Genomic DNA, 22,056 nt, shown 5'->3' with positions numbered 1-22,056 from the left:
CTCATCACTTCTTGGCGCTGCGCGCCTGGACCTGCCACAGGCGGGCCAGGTCGCCGGAACCGTCGGTGCCCTTCACGGCGCGCCAGGCGGCCTGGGCCTTGGCGGTCTCGCCGGCGTTGTAGTAGGCCAGGCCTTGGTAGAGCTTGACGTCGTCGGCACGCGTGAAGTTTTCCTTGGCGATGCCGGCGTCGACCAACTGCAGGCCACCGGCCTTGTCGCCGGCGAAGACGCGCGACAGGCCCAGCTTGACCAGTTCGTCACCGGTCTTGGCGTCGTTGGCCGCCTTTTCAGTGGCGGCCGCGCCGGCCTTGGCCTCATTGGACTTCTTGACCATCAGGTCCATCAGTCGCTTGTGGCGTGCCCCCTCGGCGCCCTGACCCAGGATGTTGGCGGCCAGGCCTTGCTCGACGACCTTCTTGCCTTCGTCCGGATAGCCCGCCTGGGCAGCCAGCTGGGCCATTTCCATGTAGTCGTCCGCCGTGCGCAGATTGCCCGTGGCCAGTTGCAGGCGATAGACGTCCAGCGCGAAGCGCGGCGAGAAGCCCTTCTTGCCCTGCAGCCCGCCCAGCACCTGGGCCCACAGCTCCTTGCGGGGATAGTGGTTCAGCAGCAGGCCGATGGCGTAGGACTCGGTCGCGGCGTCACCCTTCTTCTGGGCGGCGTACAGCAGGATGTTCAGCTTGTCCTGGGTCGGTGCACGACCGGCCTTCTCGTCGGCCTGGATCTCGGCCATGGTGTCCTTCAGGACGGCCGTCATGTCGCCCGACTTGAACTGGGCCTGCTGCTGCATCTGCTTGACCGCCGGGCTGCTGCCGCCGGCCGCAAAGTATTTGTTGGCCCATTCCAGCGCCTTCGGCGCGTTGTTGGCGCGCAGATAGGTGCCGGCGATGGCTTCCATGTATTGCAGCTGCTGCGGACCACCGAGCTTGGCCTTCAGCACGTCGAACGAGCGGGCCATGGTGTCGGGGTCGTTCGCACCCATGGCGGCGGAGAAGCGCACGCCTTCGATGGCGTTGGTCTCGGCGGCCGTGCGGCCACCGATGGCTTCGGCATCACGCAGCTTGGCCAGGGCTTCCTTGTACTTACCGGCCTTGACGAACTTGCTGGCGTCGGTCAGCGGCGCGCCGACTTCCTTGCGCACGCTGTCCTGGGCGGCGGCCTGGCTGAATCCGAACTCGGCGCCGGGGGCGCCATTCAGGGACAGGGCCAGGGCGCCAACGGCGACGGCCACCATGGTTTTCAGAGTCTTCAATCTGCTCTCCTGCAAAGCAAAAACGCGCCGCCCTTTCGGGCAGCGCGCATCACAGTATCGTGGTCAGCGGTCCCGAGGACGTCACTTGACGTATTGCTCGTTACCGACCATGCCCATCTTCTTGACGTTGTTCCGCTGGGCCGAAGCCATCACGGAAGCAACGACACCGTAGTCCACCAGCTTGTTCGGCTTGATGTGGATTTCGGGCTGCTGGCTCAGCGGCATGGCACCGACTTCCTGCATCTTGGCGTTGACGGCGTCCGTGCTGTTCGGCAGTGCGTTCTCGTCCCAGTAGACGGTGCCATCGAAGTCGATCATGACGGTGTGCACGACGGGGTCTTCCGTCGGCGGCGTCGTGCTCGGCGGCGGCATGTCCAGGTTGACCGTGTGCAGCTGGATCGGGATGGTGATGATGAGCATCACCAGCAGCACCAGCATCACGTCGATCAGCGGCGTCGTGTTGACGTCCATCATGACTTCGGGTTCACCGCCGCCCGACGAGCTTCCAACATTCATTCCCATTATTCGACTCCTGGGATCAACCGCCGCGAGCCGGCGGCTCGGTGACGAAGTTGATCTTCATGATGCCGGCGCGCTGGCAGGCGAAGATCACGCGACCGACCGACTCGTAGCGCGACTTGTCGTCGCCGCGGATGTGCACCTCGGGCTGCGGGTTCTTGACCGATTCCTTGCCGAGGCGCTTGACCAGCTCCTCCATGTCAGGAACCAGCTTGGTACCCCAGTAGACGTCGCCGCCTTTGCTGACCGAGATTTCGATGTTTTCCGGTTTGGTGACGCGGACGATGTTGGTTTCCTTTGGCAGGTTCACCGCGATCGATTGCGTCACCACCGGCACGGTGATGAGGAAGATGATCAAGAGCACCAACATCACGTCCACGAGGGGCGTGGTGTTGATGGACGAGACCACATCTTCATCGCCGGAAGAGGATCCGACGTTCATGCCCATGGCATTGGCTCCTGAATGAGCTTCAGCTCAGGGATTAGCGCTTGACGGCGCGGTTGCCCATGAGCACGCCGTGCAGGTCGCCGGCGAAGGAACGGACCTGGCTCATGACGCTCTTGTTGCGGTTGACCAGCCAGTTGTAGCCCAGCACGGCCGGGACGGCGACGAACAGACCGATGGCGGTCATGATCAGGGCGGCGCCCACGGGGCCTGCCACCTTGTCGATGGAAGCCTGACCTGCCAGACCGATGGCGGTCAGCGCGTTCAGAATGCCCCACACCGTACCGAACAGGCCGATGAAGGGAGCCGTCGAGCCGACGGTAGCCAGGAAGCCCAGGCCGCCCGAGATCTTGGAGTTGACGTCGGCGACGGCGCGGTCGACGTTCATCGTCACCCAGCTGCTGTGGTCGATGTTCTCGGTCAGGGCGCCTTCATGGTGCTCCGAAGCCTCGATGGCGGCGGTGGCGATGTAGCGGAAGGCGCTTTCTTCCTTCAGGCTGCGGACGCCGTCAGCCAGGCTGGCCTTCTTGAAGAAGGTGGCGCGGACTTCCTTGGCTTCGGACGCCAGCTTGCTGGTGTCCCACAGGCGGACGACCAGGATGTACCACGAGCCCATGGACATGATGCCCAGCAGGACCAGCACGGCCTGGTCGACGATGTTGCCGTGGGCCAGGATGTTGGTCAGGCTGTACGGGTTCTCAGCAGGCTTCGAAGGAGCAGCAGCGGGAGCGGGAGCAGCAGCAGCGTCGACAGCGGCGGCCGAGGCGGCGTCGGCCGGCTTCTGGTCTTGCGCGTGAGCGGGCGAAACTGCCAGGGTCGCGGCCATGGCGATGGCGGCAAGGAAGCCGGTGATGCGAGAAATCATGGAGTCAACTCCTAGGAAAAATTCTGGTTTGATGCGGTTCTGATTGCGCCGGTCTGGCGCCGGGTTCGAAGCGAGGTCTCTTATTCGATCTTGAACTGGAACTCCTGCTCGAACACGTGGTCGCCCGGGCATTCGTAGGTGTCCTGCAGCGTCTGCGTGATGGCTTGCGTCATCGCGCGTTGGGCCTTGCGGTCAACACCACCACGCAAGGGGGTGATTTCGACAGAGGTGACGCGACCCGCCTTGACGGTGGCCACGGCCTTGTAGAGGGCTTCGCCGCTCCAGTTGACGGACGGCACTTCAGGCTTGCCCATCTTGGTGCAGACCATGCCGGCCGTGATCTTGGTCGGCTTGGCGGCCGGCGGCGGAGCCGCGACAACCGGCGGCGGTGCCGGACGGATGTCGGCCTGCGGCGGTTGGACCTGGGTGGAAACGATGGCGGGTGCCGGCGGCGTCGGCGCGGTCACCTGGAATTCGGGCGGAGGGACGAAAGGCGGCGGCGGCGCCTTCATGTCCGGCGGCGGCGGCACTACCTTCTCAGGCGGCGGCGGCGGCTTGACCTTCTCTTCGATCACCTTGACGTCGATGGGGCCGGTGACCTTCTTGACGATATCGCGAGCCAGACCGCTGGCCAGCGCGTAGATGGCGACGACGTGGATCAGGACGACGACGCCAAAGCCCGTGAACCGGGACGCGCCCTGCTTCTCCTGCGCAAAATTCATGCGCGCTCCTTCTTGCAACTACAAATCACAGTCAATGACTCTTCTTGGAAAGCGGCCACTGCCACGGCGGAAGTTGCGTTCCTGCCGTCAACTGGTTCCCGAAGGGCGTGCATTCTAGATCGCGGAGAGAACGATTCCGCCTCGTCGAAAACACGCAGTGCAGCCGGCGTGTAAGGCCTCTTTACACCTGCCCGAGCCAAAAAAAACGCCCGGTGGCAATCAGCCGTCGGGCACGCGTTTCATCGCCACGAACCAGGTGCAGCAAAACTACACCCCCGGCCAAACCTGGCCATGCAAGCATCTTAGCCGTCCGTTTTGTCGCGACTTCCTGGGGCTAACCCGGGCAAGCGAGACAGGCGGATTACATGCAAGCAGACACAAAAAAGCCGCGCCCTGGGGCGCGGCTTCACTCATCAACCCATCAGCTCAAGCTCAGAAGAACTTGTAGTTGATGCGGCCATAGAACTGGCGGCCGATGGGGTTGGTGTAGGTCGGGTCATAGCCGGTCTGGAAGTACAGCGAGTTACGCGAAGCCGGCGGATCCTTGTCCAGCAGGTTCTTGATACCGAAGGTCAGCGACAGCGACTTGGTGGGCTTGAGGCCGAACTGGGTGTCCCAGGTGTAGTAGGCATCAACCTTGCGGACCAGCGGGTAGCTGGCGCCGACGGCCGTCGGGTCGGTGTAGTCCTCGTAGCTGTGGGTGTAGTTGTTCGTCACCGAAGCGCTGAACATGCCACTGGACCAGCTGGCCGTGATGGCATGGCGCCAGCGCGGCACGGCACCGAAGTCCTTGAACTTGCCGAGGTCGTCGGTCTTGGCCAGGCCGGTGTACTGATAGCCGTGGGTCAGCATCAGGGCGCCGTCGAAGTTGAAGCCGACCGTGCCCACGCCAGCCAGCTTGGTGCGATAGGCCGCGTTCAGGTCCAGGCCCGAAGCATAGGTCTTGTCCGTGTTCTCGTACGGCAGGAAGACGTAGGCGATCGGGAAGTCCTTGTTCTGGCTGCCCTTGATGGGATGCGCCTGGTCAGGATCGGCCACCGGGTCGAAGCGGTAGATGTAGTCCTTGTACTTGGCGGCATCGCTCAGCACCTGGATTTCAGACTTGGCGACGATGGGGTCCTTGATCTGGACGTTCCAGTAGTCCACGCCCAGGGTCATGTCCTTGACGGGCGAGAACACGACGCCGAAGGAGAACTGCTTGGACTTCTCGGGCTTCAGGTTGGGGTCGCCCGCGGTGCCGGCCGTCAGCTGGACCTGGCACTCGTCCACCACTTCGCCCACGGGGTTGATGGTGTTGGTGATGGGCACGCCGTTCGGGCAGCGGATCGGGTCGCTCCAGTTGGCGGCCGTGTTGTTGCTGGTGGTCAGGGGACGCAGGTTTTCATACAGCGTCGGGGCACGGTAGCCCTTGGCCACGGAGCCACGCAGGACCAGGTCCTTGTTCGGCTGCCAGCGCAGGCTGGCCTTGGGGCTGAAGTTGTTGAAGCTGGTGCCGAAGTCGTTCTTGTAGTTGTCGTAGCGGGCGGCCAGGTTCATGCTCAGGTCCTTGACCAGGGGCACTTCCAGTTCGCCGAACACGCCATAGACCTTGCGGCCGCTGCTGACGGTCGGCACGGCGCCGCCGCCACCGACTTCGTCGCCGGACTCGAGCACCGGGTCGGAGATCTGGTTCAGCTTTTCCTGGCGATAGGTGACGCCCAGCGCCATGGCCATCGGGCCGGCCGGCAGCTCCATCAGCTCGCGGTTGATGGTGAAGTCGAACTCGGTGGACTTGGACTGGGCAGCCTGCTGGCGGGTGCCGGTCAGCAGGGCGCTGTCGAGCAGGGCCTGGCTGGTGGCGTCCTGGGCACCGAAGACGTTGATCTGGCCCGAATTGACCAGCGGGGTCAGCTTGGCATAGGAGAACTTGCCCGGGCCGAAGAAGATCTCGCCCTTGTTGCGCGAGAAGGTCAGGCCGGTGTTGTAGTCCCAACCTGCGATCGAGCCCTTGGCACCGACCATCAGGCGGTCGGTCTCGGTCTCGGTGATGTCGGAACGGCCGCCGCCGGCGACGGTACGCCAGGTGCCGGTGAGGTTGCCGGTGGGCGTGACGACCATGTCGTTGGCCAGCACCGTGGCTGCAGCCAGCTTGCTGCCGTCAGGCATCGTGTAGCCGGCCGGCAGGGTCATGCCCTTGGGCAGCGTGATGCTCTTGGGATAGAAGCGGCCGGTCGTCGGATACGACATCGGCTTGGTGTAGGGCGCCGGCGAGTAGAACGACTGCTGGCGGTCGCGGTTGTGCATGCCCTCGACGATGAGCTGGTTGTCGCCCGGGAGCTGGACGACCGCGCGGCCCGTGAAGTTGGCGCGCCACTGCTCGGGCACCAGGTCGATGAACTTGACGTAGTCGGTGCCGCACTGCGTGGCGCTGGCGGGGACGCCAAAGGTGGCCAGGCCGAACTCGGGTGCATTGCAACCGGTGTAGCGCAGCGGGTTGACGCCGGTGTACTTGTTGCCCTTGGTGTCCGTGAAGTTCAGGTTCGGGACGCCGTTGCGGGGCGAGGACTTGTTGATGCCCAGGTCCGGACGGACGGCGGTGTTGGCGAAGCTGCGGTCACGCGCCTTGACGGGCGAGACTTCTTCGCGGCCGGCCGTCAGCATGACGTTGTACTTGTCGGCAGCCAGGTCACCGAAGCCCATCACGGCGCTGACATTGTCGACGTTGCCGCCGTGCTGGTCAGACTTGTACTCGGCCCAGGTGACTTCAGCGCCCTGATAGTCCTTCTTCAGGATGAAGTTGATAACGCCGGCAACGGCGTCGGCGCCGTAGGTGGACGAGGCGCCGTCACGCACGATTTCAACGCGCTCGACAGCAGCCAGGGGAATGGAGTTCAGGTCAACGGGGTTGTTGCCGAAGGCGAAGTTGGCCACGCGGCGGCCGTTCAGCAGCACCAGCGTGTACTTGGGGCCCAGGGCGCGCAGGTTGGCGGTCGAGGCACCGCCGGTCGCGCCGACGTTGTTGGCCACGACGCCGCCGCCGAAGCTGGACGGCAGGGTCTGGACCAGATCCTGGACGGTCGTCGCGCCGGTACGGGCGATTTCCTCGCGGTTGAAGGTCGTGATCGGCAGCGAGGTCTCGGCGGACACGCGCTTGATGCTCGAACCCGTGATTTCGATGCGTTCCAGCTTTTGTGCTTCCTGGGCCAGCGCGCTTGTTGCGGCCAGCGCCAGGATGGCGCCAGTGATGGTGGTTGTTTTGAACATGGACACTCCTGAATGGATGGATGCCCGCCTTGGTGGTGAGGCGTGCTGGCCCGATGAGGCCAATCCTTGGCCTGAGCGATCAGCTCAGATTTGGGGTGCCGGAAGTTTGTGCGGGCGCAACATTCGCCCCGCCCCGTAGATGTCCCTAGAGCCATGGGGGGGCGCAGTAAGCCATTGATTTACAAGGGTTTCCAGGAGTTACGACCCCTAGAGTAAAACCCCTAGCCGTTGTCGCGGCGCGACGGGTCAGAAATGAGCCTGGGCACAGCCTTGAGTAAAGCTTGCGTAAAGCTTTCTGAAGGCTGTCTGAGAACTTCTTCACAACTTCCGCGCTCGACAACCCGCCCCGCCTGCATGACGGCGACCTCGTCGGCGATGTATTCGACGACGCCGATGTTGTGGGTGATGAAGAGGTAGGCCAAGCCCTGCTCGCGCTGCAATTCGCGCAGCAGGTTGAGGATCTGGGCCTGCACCGAGACGTCCAGCGCCGACGTCGGTTCGTCGCAGACGATGAGGCGGGGTTCGACCGCCAGCGCCCGGGCGATGGCGATGCGCTGGCGCTGGCCGCCGGAGAACTCATGGGGCCAGCGCTGCAGCGCATCGCGGCGCAGGCCGACCTGGTCGACCAGGCGGTGCAGGCGCTCGCGGCGGGCGCCCGCGTCGAGGTCCGGGCGCAGCGCGATCAGGCCCTCCTCCAGCAGGTCGGCCACGCGCAGGCGCGGGTTCAGCGACGCGAAGGGGTCCTGGAAGATGATCTGGAGTTGCCGCCTGGCCTCCAGAAGAGCCGGACCGTGGAGCTGGAACAGATCCCGGCCTTCGAACAGGGCCTGGCCGCTGATGCTGGCCTGGCGGCGCAGCAGCTGCACGATGGCCTTGCCCGAGGTGGTCTTGCCGCAGCCGGATTCGCCGACCAGAGCCAGGGTGCGGCCGGCATGCAGCTGCAGGCTGATGCCGTCGACCGCATCGAAATGGCGCGGGCTGCGATGAAAGAACGGCGCCTTCAGCGCGAAGCGCACGCGCAGATCGCGCACATCGAGCAGGGGAGCGCCCTCCCCCGTTGCCGCAGGCGGCAACGCCTTCGGAGTCGCCACCTCGCGAGGCAGGGCTGCGCCGGGCTGGCTGTAGAGGAGGCAGCGCACCTGGTGGCGCGGGCCTTCCTCCGTCAGCGCGGGCGGCATGGTCGCGCAATGGCCCATGGCCTTGTCGCAGCGCGGCGCGAAGCGGCAGCCGGTGAAGTCCAGCCACAGCGGCGGCACGGTGCCGGCGATGGCCGCCAGCGGCGCATCGCGGCGCGCCGCGTCCGGCAGGGCCTGCAGCAGCAGCCGGGCGTACGGATGCCTGGGATGGGCGAAGAACTCCGCCGCCGGCGCGACCTCGATGATCTGGCCGGCATACATCAGCGCCACGCGGTGGGCCATGCCACTGACGACGGCCAGGTCGTGGGTGATCAGCAGCACGCCGAGCTGGCGTTCGCGCTGCAGGTCGCGGATCAGGTCGAGGATCTGTGCCTGGATGGTCACGTCCAGGGCCGTGGTCGGCTCGTCGGCGATCAGATAGTCGGGCTCGGCCGCCAGTGCGATGGCGATCATGACCCGCTGCTTCTGGCCGCCGGACAGGCGGAAGGGGTAGTCGTCGATGCGACGCTGCGGCTCGGGGATGCCGACCCGCTGCAGCCAGTCGATGGCCTTGGCCCGCGCCGCCGCGCCGCGCAGCGCCGTGTGCGCCTCGATGGCCTCGACGATCTGGTCGCAGACGCGCATGACGGGGTTCAGGCTGGTCGACGGCTCCTGGAAGATCATGGACACCCGCCCGCCGCGCACCTGGCGCATGCGGCTCTCGGGCAGTGCCAGCAGGTCCTGCCCATCCAGGCGCATGCTGCCGCTGGCGACGCTGCCGTTTTCGGGCAGCAGGCGCATCAGGGCCAGGGCCGTCATGCTCTTGCCGCAGCCGCTTTCGCCGACCAGCGCGAAGGTCTCGCCGCGCGACAACGCCAGGTGCATGCCGTCGATGGCGCGCACCAGGCCGGCGTCGGCATCGAGCTGGACCTTCAGGTCGTCGATCTCAAGCATCGACGGCCCCCTGGCTGCGCCGGAACAGGCGCGGCCGGGCCGAACGCGCCTTGGGATCGAAGGCGTCGCGCACGCCGTCGGCGAAGAGATTGGCCGCCAGCACCAGGCTGACCATGAAACCGAAGGCCGCTGCGAAGCTCCACCAGACGATGGGGTCGCGCGACATCTCGGCGCGGGCCAGGTTGATCATGCTGCCGAAGCTGTTCATGACCGGATCGACGCCGACGCCGACATAGGTCAGCACGGCCTCGTACAGGATGAGCTCGGAGAAGCTCAGCACGACGGTGATCAGCACCAGGTGCATGACGTTGGGCACGATGTGGCGGGCCATGATGCGCAGGTCGCCGACACCGAAGGCCGTCGCGGCCTGCACATAGTCGAGCTCGCGCAGCTTCAGCGTCTCGGCCCGCACCAGGCGGCACAGGCCGGCCCAGCCTGTCAGGCCGAGGATGAGGCAAAGCATCAGCATCTTCACGTCTGAGCGTTCGGCAGCCGTCTCGAAGAGCTCGGGGTTCTTGTCGAAGAAGACCTGCACCATCAACACGCAGGCGGCGATCAGCAGCACATTGGGCACCGAGCTCAGCGTCGTGTAGACGTACTGGATGGCCTCGTCGACCCAGCCCTTGTAATAGCCCGCCAGCACGCCGAGCAGCAGGGCGATGGGCAGGGTGGCCAGCGTCGACAGTGCACCTATGACGAAGGCCGTGCGCACGCTTTTCAGCGCCTGCACGAGGACGTCGTTGCCGGTGCGGTCGGTGCCGAACACGTGGTAGTGCGGCATCAGCGCGATGACGGGGCCGGCCAGCAGCAGGACGACGGCCAGCGTCAGCAGCATGGCGCGCAACGGGTAGAAGGTGCGGTCGGCGGCAAGGTCGCGCAGAGCCGGGCGCCAGCCGCCGTGATGGCGCGCCAGGCCGGCGGCGGTCAGCGCCACCAGGACCAGGGCGACAACGAGGCCGCAGGCCAGGCCGACGCCGGCACGGGCAGCGACGTCGCCGGCCCACTGCATGGCGGGATCCGCCAGATGCGCGCCACCGAATGCCAGGCGCGGGTAGTCGCGCCGCACCTCGCCCCCGGCGTCGATCAGGCTCTCCTTGTTGAAACCGTGCGCGCCCAGCGGCACCGAGTAGCTGACCTCGCGCATCGCGATCTGGCGCTCCAGCAGCAGGTCCAGGGCCGACTGCGTGCGCGTGTCGTAGACCGTGCTGCCATCCGTCGTCGGCAGGGCGCGGCGCAGGTGGAAGCTGTCCACCAGCGTGACGAGCAGGAAGAGGGCCATGACGACGCCGGCGCAGGCGGCCACCGGGTCCCGCAGCACGCGCTGCCAGGTTGCACGCAGATGAGCCTGCGTCCTCACCCTCCAGGCGTAGCCCAGGCCCGCGGCGGTCATCAGCCACAGCGCCAGGTCGGTCCAGAGCAGCACGAACTTCATGAGAGCCTGACGCGGGGATCCACCCACGTGTACGCGATGTCGATCAACGCATTGCTGGCGATGTAGAGCAGCGCGCCGAGGAAGACCATGGTGCGCACGATGGCGAAGTCCTGGCCCGTGATGGCCTCGATGACGAAGGCGCCCAGGCCCGGGATGCCGAAGAAGCTCTCGAACACCAGGCTGCCGAGGAAGACATAGGGCAGATAGCTGCCGGCGCTGGTGATGATGGGGATGAGGGCATTGCGCAGCACATGGCGGCTCAGCACCCTGCCCTCGCTCAGGCCCTTGGCACGTGCGGTGCGCACATAGTCCTTGCCCATCTCCTCGAGGAACATGGCGCGATACAGGCGCGCCTCGCCGCCGAGTCGCGACAGCAGCGACAGAAAGATCGGCAGGACCAGGAAGCGCATGGCGTCCAGCCCCGGCGCGAAGCCGTTCATGGGCACCAGCTTGAGCAGGCGCGCGAACAGGAACTGGCCGACGATGATGTAGAACAGGCTGGAGATCGACAGCATCAGCACGCAGAGCACGACGCCCCAGAAGTCGATGCGGGTGTGCCTGAAGAACACCAGCAGCAACGAGAAGGCGATGCTGACGATGACCTGCAGGATGAAGAGGGGCACGGCCAGCCGCAGGCTGACGCCCATGCGCACCTTGATCTCGTGGCCGATGTTGACGGCCTGGCGCGCATCGCTCTTGCCGAAGTCCAGCGCGAACAGCGACACCGAGCGCTCCCACAGGATGGTGTGGGTCAGGCGTTCACTGCCTTGCCGGCTCTCGTCGAAATACAGCGGCTTGTCATAGCCGCGCTCCTGCTTCCACTTCTCGATCTGCTCCTGCGTCACGCGCTTGCCGCCGATGTTCAGGCGCGCCATGTCGTCGGGCGTGTTGACCGAGAAGAACAGCAGGAAGGTGAAGAGGTTGACGCCGATGAGGATGGCCAGGCCATAGCCCAGGCGGCGCAGTGCGAAGCCCAGCATCAGGCGGCCTCCTCCACCTTCACCGCCGTCGCCGTCTCGCGGGCGCGCCAGGCACGGCGCGTGGCGACGAGGATGGCCAGGCCGCCGGCGGCCAGCAACAGCAGCGGCCACCAGACCGGCTGGTTCCATTCGTGGATGCTGCGGGTGCGCTCCTGGGCATCCACGCGCAGATAGCGGGCGCGGTCGCGCACGACGACGCCGGGCTTGCCGTTGTGCACCCAGCGCTGGAAGGCCACACCCGAGTAGCTCCAGAAGCCCCAGGCCCAGGGCGAATCCGCGCGCACGATGTCGTTCATCTGCGCCATCACCTTCGTCTTCTCGGGCCCGTCCTCCAGCGACTGCAGCTTGCGGAACAGGCGGTCGAATTCCGGGTTGGCATAGTTGGCCGTGTTCTCGCCTTCGTGATGGCTCTTGCTGTTGGGGCCGTAGAGCAGGAAGAGGAAATTCTCGGCGTCCGGGTAGTCGGCGAACCAGCCCCACCAGAAGATCTGGTGCTTGCCCTTGAGGATCTTTTCCTGGAACTGGTTGAAGTCGGTGGCGCGGATGTCGAGCTGGATGCCGAGCTTGGCGAACTGGCGCACCATCCAGTCGTTCTCGGCCTTCAGCTCGGGCGTGATGACGCGCTGGAAGTCGTAGTTCAGCACCAGGGGCTTGCCGGTTCTGGCGTCGCGGCCATCGGGATAGCCGGCCTCGGCCATCAGCTTGAAGGCGTCTTCCAGCGGCCGGCGCACCGGCTTGCCGTTGACGAGCTTGTGCGTGACCGGGTTGAACTCACCCGGTTGGCCCTCCTTGGAGCCATACACGCCGGGCGGGATGGGACCGTAGGCGACGTCACCACCACGGTCACGGAAGATGCGGCCATAGCCCTCTTCCCAGTCGATGGCGATGGAGATGGCCTGGCGCAGGGCACGGTTGCGCTTCTGCTGCTCGGGCGTGTCGCCGCGCCCGACGACGGGGTCCAGCCAGTTGAAGCCGAGGTACCAGCTGCTGATGTCGACATCCATGGGCAGGCGAAAGCCGCGCTGCTCGAAGAAGGCCTTGACCTCGTCGGAGTCGTCGCGATCCACCGCCAGGTTGACGCCCCAGTCGGCGCGGTCCATCTCGGGCAGGTCGAGGTAGCCCTGCTTGAACAGCTCCTTGATCGGCACCTTCTCCTTGACGTTGATGGCGACGACCTTGTCGACGAAGGGAATGCGCTTGCCGCAGTCCGCCAGCAGGCCCGCCTCGGCATCACCGGGACTGCCGTCGCAGGGATAGGTCTCGACCCGGTAGTTGGGGTTGCGGCTCATCACATGGCGGCGGTCCTGCACATACTCCGTCATCATGAAAGCGCCCGTGCCCACCGGCCACTGGTTCCAGGTGAGCGAATTGGCCGCCATGCCGGGCTGAGCGTAGAAGGCGTCCACCTCCCAAGGCACGGCGGCCGTGAAGTTGGTGGCCAGCCAGAAACGCCACTGCGGGTAGCGGCCCTTGAGGCGGATGCGCAGCAGGTGGTCGCCCACGGCCTGGGCGCCGGCCAGCGGCCATTGACGCAAGTCCAGGAAGGGCTTGTCGGCCAGGTTCTCGGGGCTGCCTTCGAGCTGCCTGGCGCTCTCGCGCTTCAACTGCGCGACATAGTCCTTCAGGCCCAACACATGCTCTGCGAACACGGCCTGCAGCGGCGTCTCGATGCGCGGGTTGGCGTGGCGCTTGAGGGCGTAGACGAAGTCCTCGGCAACCACCTCGCGCGTATCCAGCTGCTTGAAGTCGAAGGGGCTGCGCTTGTCGCCCAGCTCGCCGGGCTTGAGGTGGTGATAGAGGTAATGGCCTTGGCCGTCCTTGGCGAAGGCCGGATGGGGCGACCACTTCAGGCCCGGCTTGATGGCGATGTCGTAGACCGCCTCGGCGATCTGCTCGTCCGGCGCATCGTCGGGCAGGCGCTTGCCCTGGGCGTCGAGGTAGTAGGGCTGGGCGATCTCGGACGCGGCACGCGGGATCAGCGTGTAGGGGCGCTTCAGCGGGTGGTAGCCATAGGGCGGCTCGCTGATCTCGTAGGTGTAGGTGCTTTCGGGCGCCGTATACGACGAGGTCGGGTCCAGATAGCGCGGCGAGCGCTCGGCGAAGGCCATGTAGAGCGTGTTCTCGCGCTCGGCGCCATGCGGGTGGGGGCTGTTGTCGCAAGCGGAAAGCACCAGCAGCGCCAACGCGCCCAAGCCTACCTTGATCCAACCACCCAATGCACCCAACGCCAACCCTCGAAAGACAAGCGCCTCGGCAGGCCGAGGCGATGTCGGGATGATAGTCGGGCCACTCGTCTATACAGGCCCCGTCGCGCCGTAAAGGCGGCGAGGAAAACCCGGGGTGACTTCAGTGATGGTCGTGGCCGCAGTCGTCGCCGCAGTTTTCATCATGCTGATGATGCGCGGCATGCGCCAGGCGCGGGTCGGACTGCCAGCCCAGGATGGCCTCGCGGCCCTGCACATAGAGCTCCACCGTGCCGCCCACCGGCAGGCAGACCTTGGTGCGCACATGACCAAAAGGCAGGCCGGTCAGCACCGGCGTCCGGGTGCGCGCACGCAGCATGGCGACGGCGTCCTTGATGCCGTAGCCCCGGTCCAGCGGCGACTTGGCAGCACCGCTGAAGTCGCCCAGCAGCACCGCCGCCTGGCTGTCGATGACGCCGGCTTGCTGCAGCTGCAGCAGCATGCGCTCGACGCGGTAGGGATGCTCGTTGATGTCTTCCAGGAACAGGATGCCGCCCTTGATTCTGGGCCAGTGCGGCGTGCCGAGCAGCGAGCACAGCACCGTCAGATTGCCGCCCCAGAGCCGGCCGCGCGCTTCCAGGCCGTCGAATTCGGCAGTGGGCGCACGGAAGCCCACGGCCTCCAGTGCGCCGCTCATGGCCTCGGTGAAGCAGTCCTGGGTGATCTCGTCGACACCGCCGTCGGCCTCGCTGCGGCCGAAGTCGTCGCAGGCCAGCGGCCCGGCCCACATGGACAAGCCCTTGTGGCGCGCGATCAGGCCGTTCTGCAGGGCAGTGAGATCGCTGTAGCCGACCCAGCGCGTGCCTCGCTCGACACTCTTCGCGATGCGATTCCAGTCCAGCTGGTCGAGCAGGCGCGTCAGGCCGTAGCCACCGCGCGTCGCCAGGGCCACCGAAGGCGCCGCGTCGGCAACGCGGTGCAGGGCCGCCAGCCGGGTCGCATCATCGCCAGCAAAGCGCTGGTGCTTGGACAGCGCATCGGCGTCGATGCTGACCTCGAAGCCGAGCTTCGTCAGCCGCTTGGCGGCGCGCTTCAGGTTCTCGGCCTTGGCGAGCACGCCGGACGGCGTGAACAGCGTGAGTGAGGTCATCAGGTTTCGTCCAGGTGGGTCGCTTCGCCGGTCGGGATGATCCCTTGCCGCTCGGCGCGGCGTGCGCGTGCGGCCTCGCGGCGTTCGGCGAAGAAGTCGCGCAACAGCTGGGCCGAGGCCTCGGCCATCAGCCCGCCTTCAATGCGCGTGTGGTGATTGAGCTGGGGCTGGCCAAACAGGTTGATCACCGAGCCGGCCACGCCGGTCTTGGGATCGGCCGCGGCGAAGACGACGCGCTTGAAGCGGGCATGCATCAGCGCCATCGCGCACATCGCACAGGGCTCCAGCGTCACGAAGAGCTCGCACTCCGGCAGGCGGTAGTTCTCCAGCAGCGTGGCCGCATGGCGCAGGGCCACGATCTCGGCATGGGCCGTCGGGTCGTGCGTCGTGATGGGGCGGTTGTAGCCGGTCGCGATGACCTGGCCGGCGCGAACGATGACGGCACCCACCGGCACCTCGCCCACCAGCCAGGCGTTGTGCGCCTGATCCAGCGCCTGGCGCATGGCGAACTCGTCGGCGGGGGAGAAAAGGATAGGCGGCTCTGTCATCGCGCCGGCAGTTTAGGGCCGGGCTCAGAGGGAAGCGGCGGAACGCGACGCCTGGTCATAGAGCCCCGACAGAAGGCGCATCAACTGGGCGCAGTCGCCGATGTCCTGGTTCTGCTGGCCGCTGTCGGCCAGGGCCTCCATCAGGCAGCGCTCACGCACCTCGCGGTAGGCCTCGCACAGGGCCTGGCCCTGATCCGTTGTCGAATAGAAGGCTTCCTTGCCCACCTTCTCGCTCTGCACCAGGCCCAGGCCGACCAGCTTGCGCAGCGAGTAGGCGACGACGTGGGTGTCTTCCACGTTCAGCACGAAGCAGATGTCGGCCAGCTTCTTCTGCCGGTCGCGATGGTTGACGTGATGCAGCAGCGACACGTCCAGGGCCGCCAGGTCTTTCATGCCGGCGGCGGCCATGCAACGCACCATCCAGCGGTTGAAGGCATTGCTGACGACGATGAGGCCGAACTCGAACTCCGACAACTCGGCGCTCTTGTCCGACACCAGATGCGAAGACGACACGATGCTGCGAACCATGATTGACATCATAAACACGAGTCGAATACAAATCGTATACGTTTTTCAATCATCAACATGAGCGCTTCGTCCCCCGACCTGCTGATTCGCCCCATGGGCGAGGCAGCGCTGTACTGCGCGGTCGACGGGGCCATCGCGCTGGAGCACCAGCAGCGCATCTGGCAGCTCGGCGCGGGCCTGGCCCAGACGACAGGCGTGCTGGGCCTGATCCCGGGCATGAACAACCTGACCCTGACCTTCGACCCGCTGCGGACCGAAGCGGCGTCGCTGGAGCAGGCAGCGCGCGCGCTGTGGGCCAAGCCGTTGAAGCGTCAACAGGCCGGCCGCCTGGTCGAGATCCCGGTCAGCTATGACGGACCTGACCTGGCCGACGTCGCCAGCCATTGCGGCCTCTCCACCGACGAAGTCGTGCGCCGCCACACCGCGGCCGACTACGTCGTCTACTTCATCGGCTTCCAGCCCGGCTTTGCCTATCTGGGTGGGCTGGACGAATCCCTGCACACGCCGCGCCGGGCAGAGCCGCGCGTGGCCGTGCCGGCCGGCAGCGTCGGCATCGGCGGTGCGCAGACCGGCATCTATCCCCTCGTCACGCCCGGCGGCTGGCAATTGATCGGCCGCACCGCCCTGCCCCTTTTCGACCCGCAGGCCGAGCCGCCCACGCTGCTGGCGCCGGGCGACCGCGTGCGCTTCATCGCGGAGGGTCCATGAGCCTCGTGCTGCTGCGCGCCGGCCCGCTGACCACCGTGCAGGATCTCGGCCGCGACACCTGGCGCGACCGCGGCATCAGCCGCTGCGGCGCCGTCGACGACATCGCGCTGAGCTGGGGCAATCTGCTGGTCGGCAACGACATCAATGCCGCCGGCCTGGAGTTCACCCTCGGCCCGGCCACGCTGCGTTTGGACGCCGACTGCTGCGTCGCCATCACCGGCACCGATGTCGACGCCACGCTGGACGGCCGCCCGTTGCGGCCCTGGTGGCGCCACCGCGTGCAGGCCGGCCAGACCCTCAAGCTTGCCGCGCCGCGCGAGCGCATGCGGAGCTATCTGACGGTCTCCGGCGGCATCGCCCTGCCCGAGGCCCTGGGTTCGCGCAGCACCGACCTCAAGGCCGGCTTCGGCGGGTTCGACGGCCGCGCCCTGCGTGACGGCGATGCGCTGCCGCTGGCCGCACCGGCGCGCCTGCCCACCCGCAGCATCGGCATCCAGCCACCCGAGTGGGACGCCAGCGTGCGCGTGCTGCCCGGTCCCGAGCACGACGATTTCTCGGACGCTGCCCGCGCCACCTTCTGGGCCGCCGACTGGCAACTCACGCCGCAGAGCAATCGCATGGGCTATCGCTTCTCCGGCCCCGAACTCCGGCGCGAGCGCGGCGGCGAGCTGGCCTCGCATGGCGTGCTGCCCGGGGTCATCCAGGTGCCGCCTTCGGGCCAGCCCATCGTCCTGCTGGCCGACGCGCAGACCACCGGTGGCTATCCCAAGATCGGCGTCGTCATCCGCGCCGACCTGTGGAAGCTGGGCCAGTTGCGCTTGGGCGGCACGTTGCGTTTCGTTCCCTGCACCCTGGACGAGGCCCGCGACGCGCTGCGCCAACGCCAGGCCACGCTGGATCAACTGAGGACTGCCCTATGCATGTCGACCTGAACGCCGACCTCGGCGAAGGCGCGCCCGACGACGCCGAACTGCTGGCCCTGGTCAGCTCCGCCAACATCGCCTGCGGCTGGCATGCCGGCGATGCACGGCTGATGCAGGCCACGGTGGTGGCGGCGCTGGAACGCGGCGTGGCCATCGGCGCTCATCCCAGCTACCCCGACCGCGAGAACTTCGGCCGCAGCGAGATGCAGCTGACGCCAGAACAAGTGCGGGCCGACGTCATCTATCAAGTCGGTGCGCTGGACGCCCTGGTGCGCGCCGCCGGCGGCCGCCTGCATCACGTCAAGCCGCACGGCGCCCTCTACAACCAGGCGGCGCGCGATCCTGCTCTCGCCGATGCCATCGCCGCCGCCGTTCTCGACGTCAATCCGTCACTCGCCCTCTACGGCCTGGCCGGCGGCGAACTGCTGAAGGCCGCCGAGCGCGCCGGCCTGCGCGCCGTCGCCGAAGTCTTCGCCGACCGCGGCTACCGCGCCGACGGCAGCCTGATGCCGCGCAGCCAGCCCGGTGCTTTCGTGGAAGACACGACCCAAGCGGTCGCCCGCACCCTGCGCATGGTGAGCGAAGGCGTCGTGCAGGCCGTGACCGGAGAAATCGTTCCCCTGCAGGCCCAGACCATCTGCCTGCATGGCGACGGGCCACACGCCCTCGCCTTTGCCCGCGCCATCCACCAGTCCCTCAACCAAGCCGGCGTCGAACTGCGCGCCTGACCCAGGAGCTCCCATGACCGCTGATGTATCCCTCTGGCCGCTGATCGGCGTCGCCGTCGTCATCGTCGGCTTTGTCTTGCGCTTCAACCCGGTCTTGGTCGTGGCCGTCGCCGGCATCGCGACCGGCCTGGCGGCCAAGCTGCCGCTGGACCTCATCCTCGCCAAGCTGGGCACCGGCTTCGTCAAGACGCGCAATCTGCCGCTGACCCTGCTGCTGCCCCTGCCCATCATCGGCCTGCTGGAACGCCACGGCCTGCGCGAGCGAGCGCAGACCTGGATCGCCAGCATCCGCTCGGCGACGGCAGGCCGTCTCCTCGTCGTCTATCTCTTCATCCGCGAACTCGCCGCGGCCATGGGCCTGACCTCGCTGGGCGGCCATGCACCCATGGTGCGGCCTCTCGTCGCCCCCATGACCGAAGCCGCCGCCGAGAAGACCCACGGCCCCATCCCGCAGGCCGTTCGCGACAAGTGGAAGGCCATGGCCTCGGCGACCGACAACGTCGGCCTGTTCTTCGGTGAGGACATCTTCGTGGCCTTCGGCTCCATCGTGCTGATGCAGACCTTCCTGGCCGAGAACGGCGTCGTCACCGACCCGCTGCACATCGCGCTGTGGGGCATTCCGACGGCCATCGCCGCCTTCCTCATCCATGCCGCACGCCTGATCCGCCTCGACCACCGCCTGCCGCAAGACATCGCACGCGCCCGCGCCGAGGAATCCAAATGAACGCCCTCCTCAAGCTCGACCAACTGTTCCTGCTGACCGGCGTTGCCCTGCTCGTCGTCGCGGGGCTGACCTGGCGCGACCGCAGCAACACCAAGCGCTGGAGCAGCGGCCTGTTCTGGGCCCTGTGGGCAGCCATCTACCTGGTGGGCGACCTGCTGCCGCCGGTGGTCTGCGGCCTCATCGTCGTCATGCTCGCGGCCCTGGGCGGCCTGGGTGGCGTGTCCCTGGGCAAGCACGGCACGCGCGAACCGGCCGAGCGCCAGGCCAGCGCCGCCCGCCTGGGCAACAAGCTCTTCCTGCCCATTCTGGCCATCACGGTCCTGGCCCTGGTCGGCACGCTGACGCTGAAGGACGTGCACGTCGGCAGCCTGCTGATCGCCGAGACCAAGAACATCACGCTGATCAGCGTCGGCCTGGGCGCCTTGGCAGGTCTGGTTGCTGCGCTGTGGATGACGCGTGAAACGCCGATGCAGGCCTTGCGCGAATCGCGCCGCCTGCTGGAGACCATGGGCCCGGCCGTCATCCTGCCGCAGATGCTGGCCACGCTGGGCCTGCTGTTCACCGACGCCGGCGTCGGCAAGGCCGTCGCCCATCTCACGACGAGCTACATCCCGGTAGACAACTCGCTGATCGCCGTCGCGGCCTATGCGCTGGGCATGGCCCTCTTCACCATGGTCATGGGCAATGCCTTCGCGGCCTTCCCCGTCATGACGGCCGGCATCGGCATCCCCATCCTGCTCGGCATGCATCACGGCAACCCGGCCGTCATGGCCGCCATCGGCATGTTCTGCGGCTACTGCGGCACACTGATGACGCCCATGGCCGCCAACTTCAACATCATCCCTGCCGCCCTGCTCGAGCTGAAGGACAAGAACGGCGTCATCCGCGCACAGCTGCCCACCGCGCTGATGCTGCTGGCCGTCAATATCGTGCTGCTGAAGGTCTTGATGTTCTGATGCAGGACGAGCTGTTCGGCGGCCCGCCCGAGAAGCGGCAGCGCGGCGTCCATGCGGCGCCGCCCCTCGCCGAAGACCAGGCCCTGGCCGCGTCGTTGTCGCCCCACATCCACCTCGGCACCTCGACCTGGAGTTATCCCGGCTGGGAAGGCCTGGTCTGGTCCGGCAGGCACAGCGAGGCGACTCTGTCCAAGACCGGCCTCACGGCCTATTCCGCCCATCCCCTGCTGCGTGCCGTCGGCATCGACCGCGGCTTCTACCGGCCACTGGCGGCCAGCGACTTCGAGCGCCATGCCCAGCAGGTGCCGGCCGGCTTTCGCTTCACGGTCAAGGCGCCCAGCCTGGTGACCGACGCGCTCGTGCGCAGCGAGGACGGCCGTGGCCAGGAACCCAACCCGTTGTTCCTGGACGCCGCGACGGCGCTGCAGAGCTTCATCGAACCGGTCTACGAAGGGCTGGGCTCCAGCATCGGTGCCCTTGTCTTCCAGCTCAGCCCCCTGCCCGGCCCGCGGCTGGCGACCATGAACGAGCAGTTCGACCTGCTGCACGCGTTGCTGCTGGGCCTGCCCAAGCCGCCCGCCGGCGTCATCGCCGTCGAGGTCCGGGATGCTGCCTGGCTGACGCCAGACCTGGTCGCCTTGCTGAAGGATGCCGGCGCACGCTACTGCGTCGGCCTGCACCCCAAGCTGCCGACGCTGGCGGAGCAACTGCCGCTGCTGCGCGCCCTGTGGCCGGGGCCGCTGGTGGTGCGCTGGAACCTGAACCGCCTGCACGGCCCCTACGGCTACGAAGAAGCCGAGAAGCGCTACGGCGAGTTCAACGAGATGCTGGACCCCGATCCCGAGACCCGCGCCGAACTGGCCCGCATCGTCCGCGGCACGGCGAACGCAGGCCAGGATGCCTTCGTCACCATCTCCAACAAGGCCGAGGGCTCGGCACCGCTGAGCGTGCGGGCCCTGGCCCAGGCCATCGTCACGGGCTGACGCGCCGGGTTCGGCTGGCACGGCGCTTGGCCGGTGCCTTGGCCGCCGGCGGCGTGGCGGGCAGATTGCCGCCCTCGGCCTCCCAGCGGTTGACGTCTTCGCGGTGCTGCTGGCCGTCGTGGCGCACGCGCCGCTGCTGATGCTTGTGGCCCAGGTGCTGGACCAGCTTCATCGCCAGGGCCGAGGTGGCGAGGACGGCAAGAATGGGCTTGAGGATCATGAGGGCCTCCGCTTGCAGGGATGGCGCATCGTCAGCGATCCGCGGCCCGCCGCCCGTCGGCCGGCGGCTTCAGGGCCTGTAGGAACAGGCCTCAGCCCTGCAGGGGCCAGCGACGCATGACCTCGTGCCGCGTCTCGCCCTGGGGGCTTTTGACCAGCACGAATTCACTGGCGATCCAGCCCGGCAGATCGACCGGCCAGGTGGGCGCCCTGCGCTTGTCGTAGCGCAAGGTCAGATGCGGCTCATAGTCATGTTCGGGCGCCGGCAGGCCGTGGGCGAGGAGGCGCTGCACCAGGGCGTCGCGCAGTTCGCGCACGGCCTCCAGGCCCTGGCCGCCGGTCAGCACGAAGGGATGCTTGGTCGCGCCTTCCCGGCCCCAGCTGCTGAAACCGTCGAAGCTCAGGTCGAAGGCCGGTCGGACGACCTCCGATGCGGCGCGCTCGGCACTCTCGACCACCTGCGCATCGGGCTCGCCATCGAAGTAGCCGAAGTAGTGCAGCGTGATGTGGAAGACGCGGCTGGGTCGCAGCCGCGGCTGCAGGCCTCGCGCTTCATGCTCGGCGACGACGAAGCCGGCAATGCGCTTGGCCGTCTCTTCGTCCGGCCGCAGCGCGAAGAAGAGCTTGTGCCCGGTCACGAGCTCAGTTGGACTGTGCGGACGCGGCCTCGGCGGCGCGCTTGGCGGCCTCGTCGATGTTGCTCTGCACCTGCTGGCCGACGGCCTGGGGCTGCGGCAGCGCGCCACCGCTGCCGGCAGCGGCCGCGGAAGCGCCGGGCGCCGCCGGCTTCAAGGCCGTGGCCTGCTTCTTGGCCAGCGACAGCACGATGGCCGCGACGATGACGAGGGCGAGAAGGCTGAAGGCAGCGCGCATGGCGAA

Annotated in this window: 22 protein-coding genes; 6 read left to right on the top strand and 16 right to left on the bottom strand. The window is 67.1% G+C overall.

Annotated features, from left to right (window positions below; all coding sequences use genetic code 11):
• Positions 1 to 4 precede the first annotated feature (4 nt).
• The 13 genes from AC3WOE_RS00975 to AC3WOE_RS00915 all read right to left on the bottom strand — a co-directional run bounded on the left by AC3WOE_RS00975 (position 5) and on the right by AC3WOE_RS00915 (position 15,936).
• Positions 5 to 1,252 (bottom strand): hypothetical protein, encoded by a 1,248-nt coding sequence (locus AC3WOE_RS00975; protein ID WP_492687630.1) that lies wholly within the window; start codon positions 1,250 to 1,252, stop codon positions 5 to 7.
• Between the two features lie 81 nt (positions 1,253 to 1,333).
• Positions 1,334 to 1,774 carry an ExbD/TolR family protein gene (locus tag AC3WOE_RS00970; protein ID WP_492687629.1) on the bottom strand — a complete coding sequence of 147 codons (441 nt, stop codon included), beginning with the start codon at positions 1,772 to 1,774 and terminating at the stop codon, positions 1,334 to 1,336.
• A gap of 16 nt (positions 1,775 to 1,790) precedes the next feature.
• Entirely contained in the window at positions 1,791 to 2,219 is a 429-nt protein-coding gene (locus AC3WOE_RS00965) for an ExbD/TolR family protein (protein WP_492687628.1), read from the bottom strand.
• A gap of 34 nt (positions 2,220 to 2,253) precedes the next feature.
• Positions 2,254 to 3,081, bottom strand: coding sequence for a MotA/TolQ/ExbB proton channel family protein (locus AC3WOE_RS00960; protein ID WP_492687627.1), 828 nt, complete (start codon positions 3,079 to 3,081; stop codon positions 2,254 to 2,256).
• A gap of 80 nt (positions 3,082 to 3,161) precedes the next feature.
• Positions 3,162 to 3,803 (bottom strand): hypothetical protein, encoded by a 642-nt coding sequence (locus AC3WOE_RS00955; protein ID WP_492687626.1) that lies wholly within the window; start codon positions 3,801 to 3,803, stop codon positions 3,162 to 3,164.
• A 432-nt stretch (positions 3,804 to 4,235) separates the two neighbouring features.
• A complete protein-coding gene (locus AC3WOE_RS00950) occupies positions 4,236 to 7,046 on the bottom strand; it encodes a TonB-dependent receptor plug domain-containing protein (RefSeq protein ID WP_492687625.1) in 2,811 nt (936 codons plus the stop codon).
• Positions 7,047 to 7,267: 221 nt separating this feature from the next.
• Positions 7,268 to 9,115, bottom strand: coding sequence for an ABC transporter ATP-binding protein (locus AC3WOE_RS00945; RefSeq protein ID WP_492687624.1), 1,848 nt, complete (start codon positions 9,113 to 9,115; stop codon positions 7,268 to 7,270).
• A complete protein-coding gene (locus AC3WOE_RS00940; RefSeq protein ID WP_492687623.1) occupies positions 9,108 to 10,547 on the bottom strand; it encodes an ABC transporter permease in 1,440 nt (479 codons plus the stop codon). The genes AC3WOE_RS00945 and AC3WOE_RS00940 overlap by 8 nt, the downstream gene beginning before the upstream one ends.
• Entirely contained in the window at positions 10,544 to 11,527 is a 984-nt protein-coding gene (locus AC3WOE_RS00935) for an ABC transporter permease (RefSeq protein ID WP_492687622.1), read from the bottom strand. The genes AC3WOE_RS00940 and AC3WOE_RS00935 overlap by 4 nt, the downstream gene beginning before the upstream one ends.
• Complete coding sequence (locus AC3WOE_RS00930; protein WP_492687621.1) at positions 11,527 to 13,698, bottom strand: ABC transporter substrate-binding protein; 2,172 nt, start codon at positions 13,696 to 13,698, stop codon at positions 11,527 to 11,529. The genes AC3WOE_RS00935 and AC3WOE_RS00930 overlap by 1 nt, the downstream gene beginning before the upstream one ends.
• Positions 13,699 to 13,873: 175 nt before the next feature.
• On the bottom strand, positions 13,874 to 14,860 hold the full coding sequence (locus AC3WOE_RS00925) for an LD-carboxypeptidase (protein ID WP_492687620.1): 987 nt from the start codon (positions 14,858 to 14,860) through the stop codon (positions 13,874 to 13,876).
• Positions 14,860 to 15,408 carry a tRNA adenosine(34) deaminase TadA gene (tadA, locus tag AC3WOE_RS00920; RefSeq protein ID WP_492687619.1) on the bottom strand — a complete coding sequence of 183 codons (549 nt, stop codon included), beginning with the start codon at positions 15,406 to 15,408 and terminating at the stop codon, positions 14,860 to 14,862. The genes AC3WOE_RS00925 and tadA overlap by 1 nt, the downstream gene beginning before the upstream one ends.
• Before the next feature lie 24 nt (positions 15,409 to 15,432).
• Entirely contained in the window at positions 15,433 to 15,936 is a 504-nt protein-coding gene (locus AC3WOE_RS00915; RefSeq protein WP_492687618.1) for a winged helix DNA-binding protein, read from the bottom strand.
• Between the two features lie 57 nt (positions 15,937 to 15,993).
• Here AC3WOE_RS00915 and pxpB point away from each other — a divergent pair, with 57 nt between their 5' ends.
• Genes pxpB through AC3WOE_RS00885 form a run of 6 tightly spaced genes read left to right on the top strand, consistent with a single transcriptional unit; the run spans position 15,994 to position 20,958 of the window.
• Positions 15,994 to 16,644, top strand: a complete 651-nt coding sequence (gene pxpB, locus AC3WOE_RS00910) for a 5-oxoprolinase subunit PxpB (protein WP_492687617.1) — start codon at positions 15,994 to 15,996, stop codon at positions 16,642 to 16,644.
• Positions 16,641 to 17,576 carry a 5-oxoprolinase subunit C family protein gene (locus tag AC3WOE_RS00905; RefSeq protein WP_492687616.1) on the top strand — a complete coding sequence of 312 codons (936 nt, stop codon included), beginning with the start codon at positions 16,641 to 16,643 and terminating at the stop codon, positions 17,574 to 17,576. The genes pxpB and AC3WOE_RS00905 overlap by 4 nt, the downstream gene beginning before the upstream one ends.
• Entirely contained in the window at positions 17,561 to 18,295 is a 735-nt protein-coding gene (gene pxpA, locus AC3WOE_RS00900) for a 5-oxoprolinase subunit PxpA (RefSeq protein WP_492687615.1), read from the top strand. Before AC3WOE_RS00905 ends, pxpA begins: the two co-directional genes overlap by 16 nt.
• 13 nt (positions 18,296 to 18,308) lie before the next feature.
• Positions 18,309 to 19,019: a DUF969 domain-containing protein gene (locus tag AC3WOE_RS00895; RefSeq protein WP_492687614.1), complete on the top strand. Its 711-nt coding sequence runs from the start codon at positions 18,309 to 18,311 to the stop codon at positions 19,017 to 19,019.
• On the top strand, positions 19,016 to 19,975 hold the full coding sequence (locus tag AC3WOE_RS00890; RefSeq protein ID WP_492687613.1) for a DUF979 domain-containing protein: 960 nt from the start codon (positions 19,016 to 19,018) through the stop codon (positions 19,973 to 19,975). The genes AC3WOE_RS00895 and AC3WOE_RS00890 overlap by 4 nt, the downstream gene beginning before the upstream one ends.
• On the top strand, positions 19,975 to 20,958 hold the full coding sequence (locus AC3WOE_RS00885; RefSeq protein WP_492687612.1) for a DUF72 domain-containing protein: 984 nt from the start codon (positions 19,975 to 19,977) through the stop codon (positions 20,956 to 20,958). Before AC3WOE_RS00890 ends, AC3WOE_RS00885 begins: the two co-directional genes overlap by 1 nt.
• Here AC3WOE_RS00885 and AC3WOE_RS00880 read toward each other — a convergent pair.
• The 3 genes from AC3WOE_RS00880 to AC3WOE_RS00870 all read right to left on the bottom strand — a co-directional run bounded on the left by AC3WOE_RS00880 (position 20,948) and on the right by AC3WOE_RS00870 (position 22,050).
• Positions 20,948 to 21,178, bottom strand: a complete 231-nt coding sequence (locus AC3WOE_RS00880; RefSeq protein ID WP_492687611.1) for a hypothetical protein — start codon at positions 21,176 to 21,178, stop codon at positions 20,948 to 20,950. The two genes, AC3WOE_RS00885 and AC3WOE_RS00880, sit on opposite strands and share 11 nt — an antisense overlap.
• A gap of 91 nt (positions 21,179 to 21,269) precedes the next feature.
• Complete coding sequence (locus AC3WOE_RS00875) at positions 21,270 to 21,815, bottom strand: 2'-5' RNA ligase family protein (protein ID WP_492687610.1); 546 nt, start codon at positions 21,813 to 21,815, stop codon at positions 21,270 to 21,272.
• A 4-nt stretch (positions 21,816 to 21,819) separates the two neighbouring features.
• Positions 21,820 to 22,050 carry a hypothetical protein gene (locus tag AC3WOE_RS00870; RefSeq protein WP_492687609.1) on the bottom strand — a complete coding sequence of 77 codons (231 nt, stop codon included), beginning with the start codon at positions 22,048 to 22,050 and terminating at the stop codon, positions 21,820 to 21,822.
• Positions 22,051 to 22,056: the final 6 nt, after the last annotated feature.

This window comes from Roseateles sp. FW305-36 (assembly GCF_058787015.1).
Note: the sequence above shows the minus strand (reverse complement) of the source record. Positions and strands in the feature narration are given on the sequence as shown.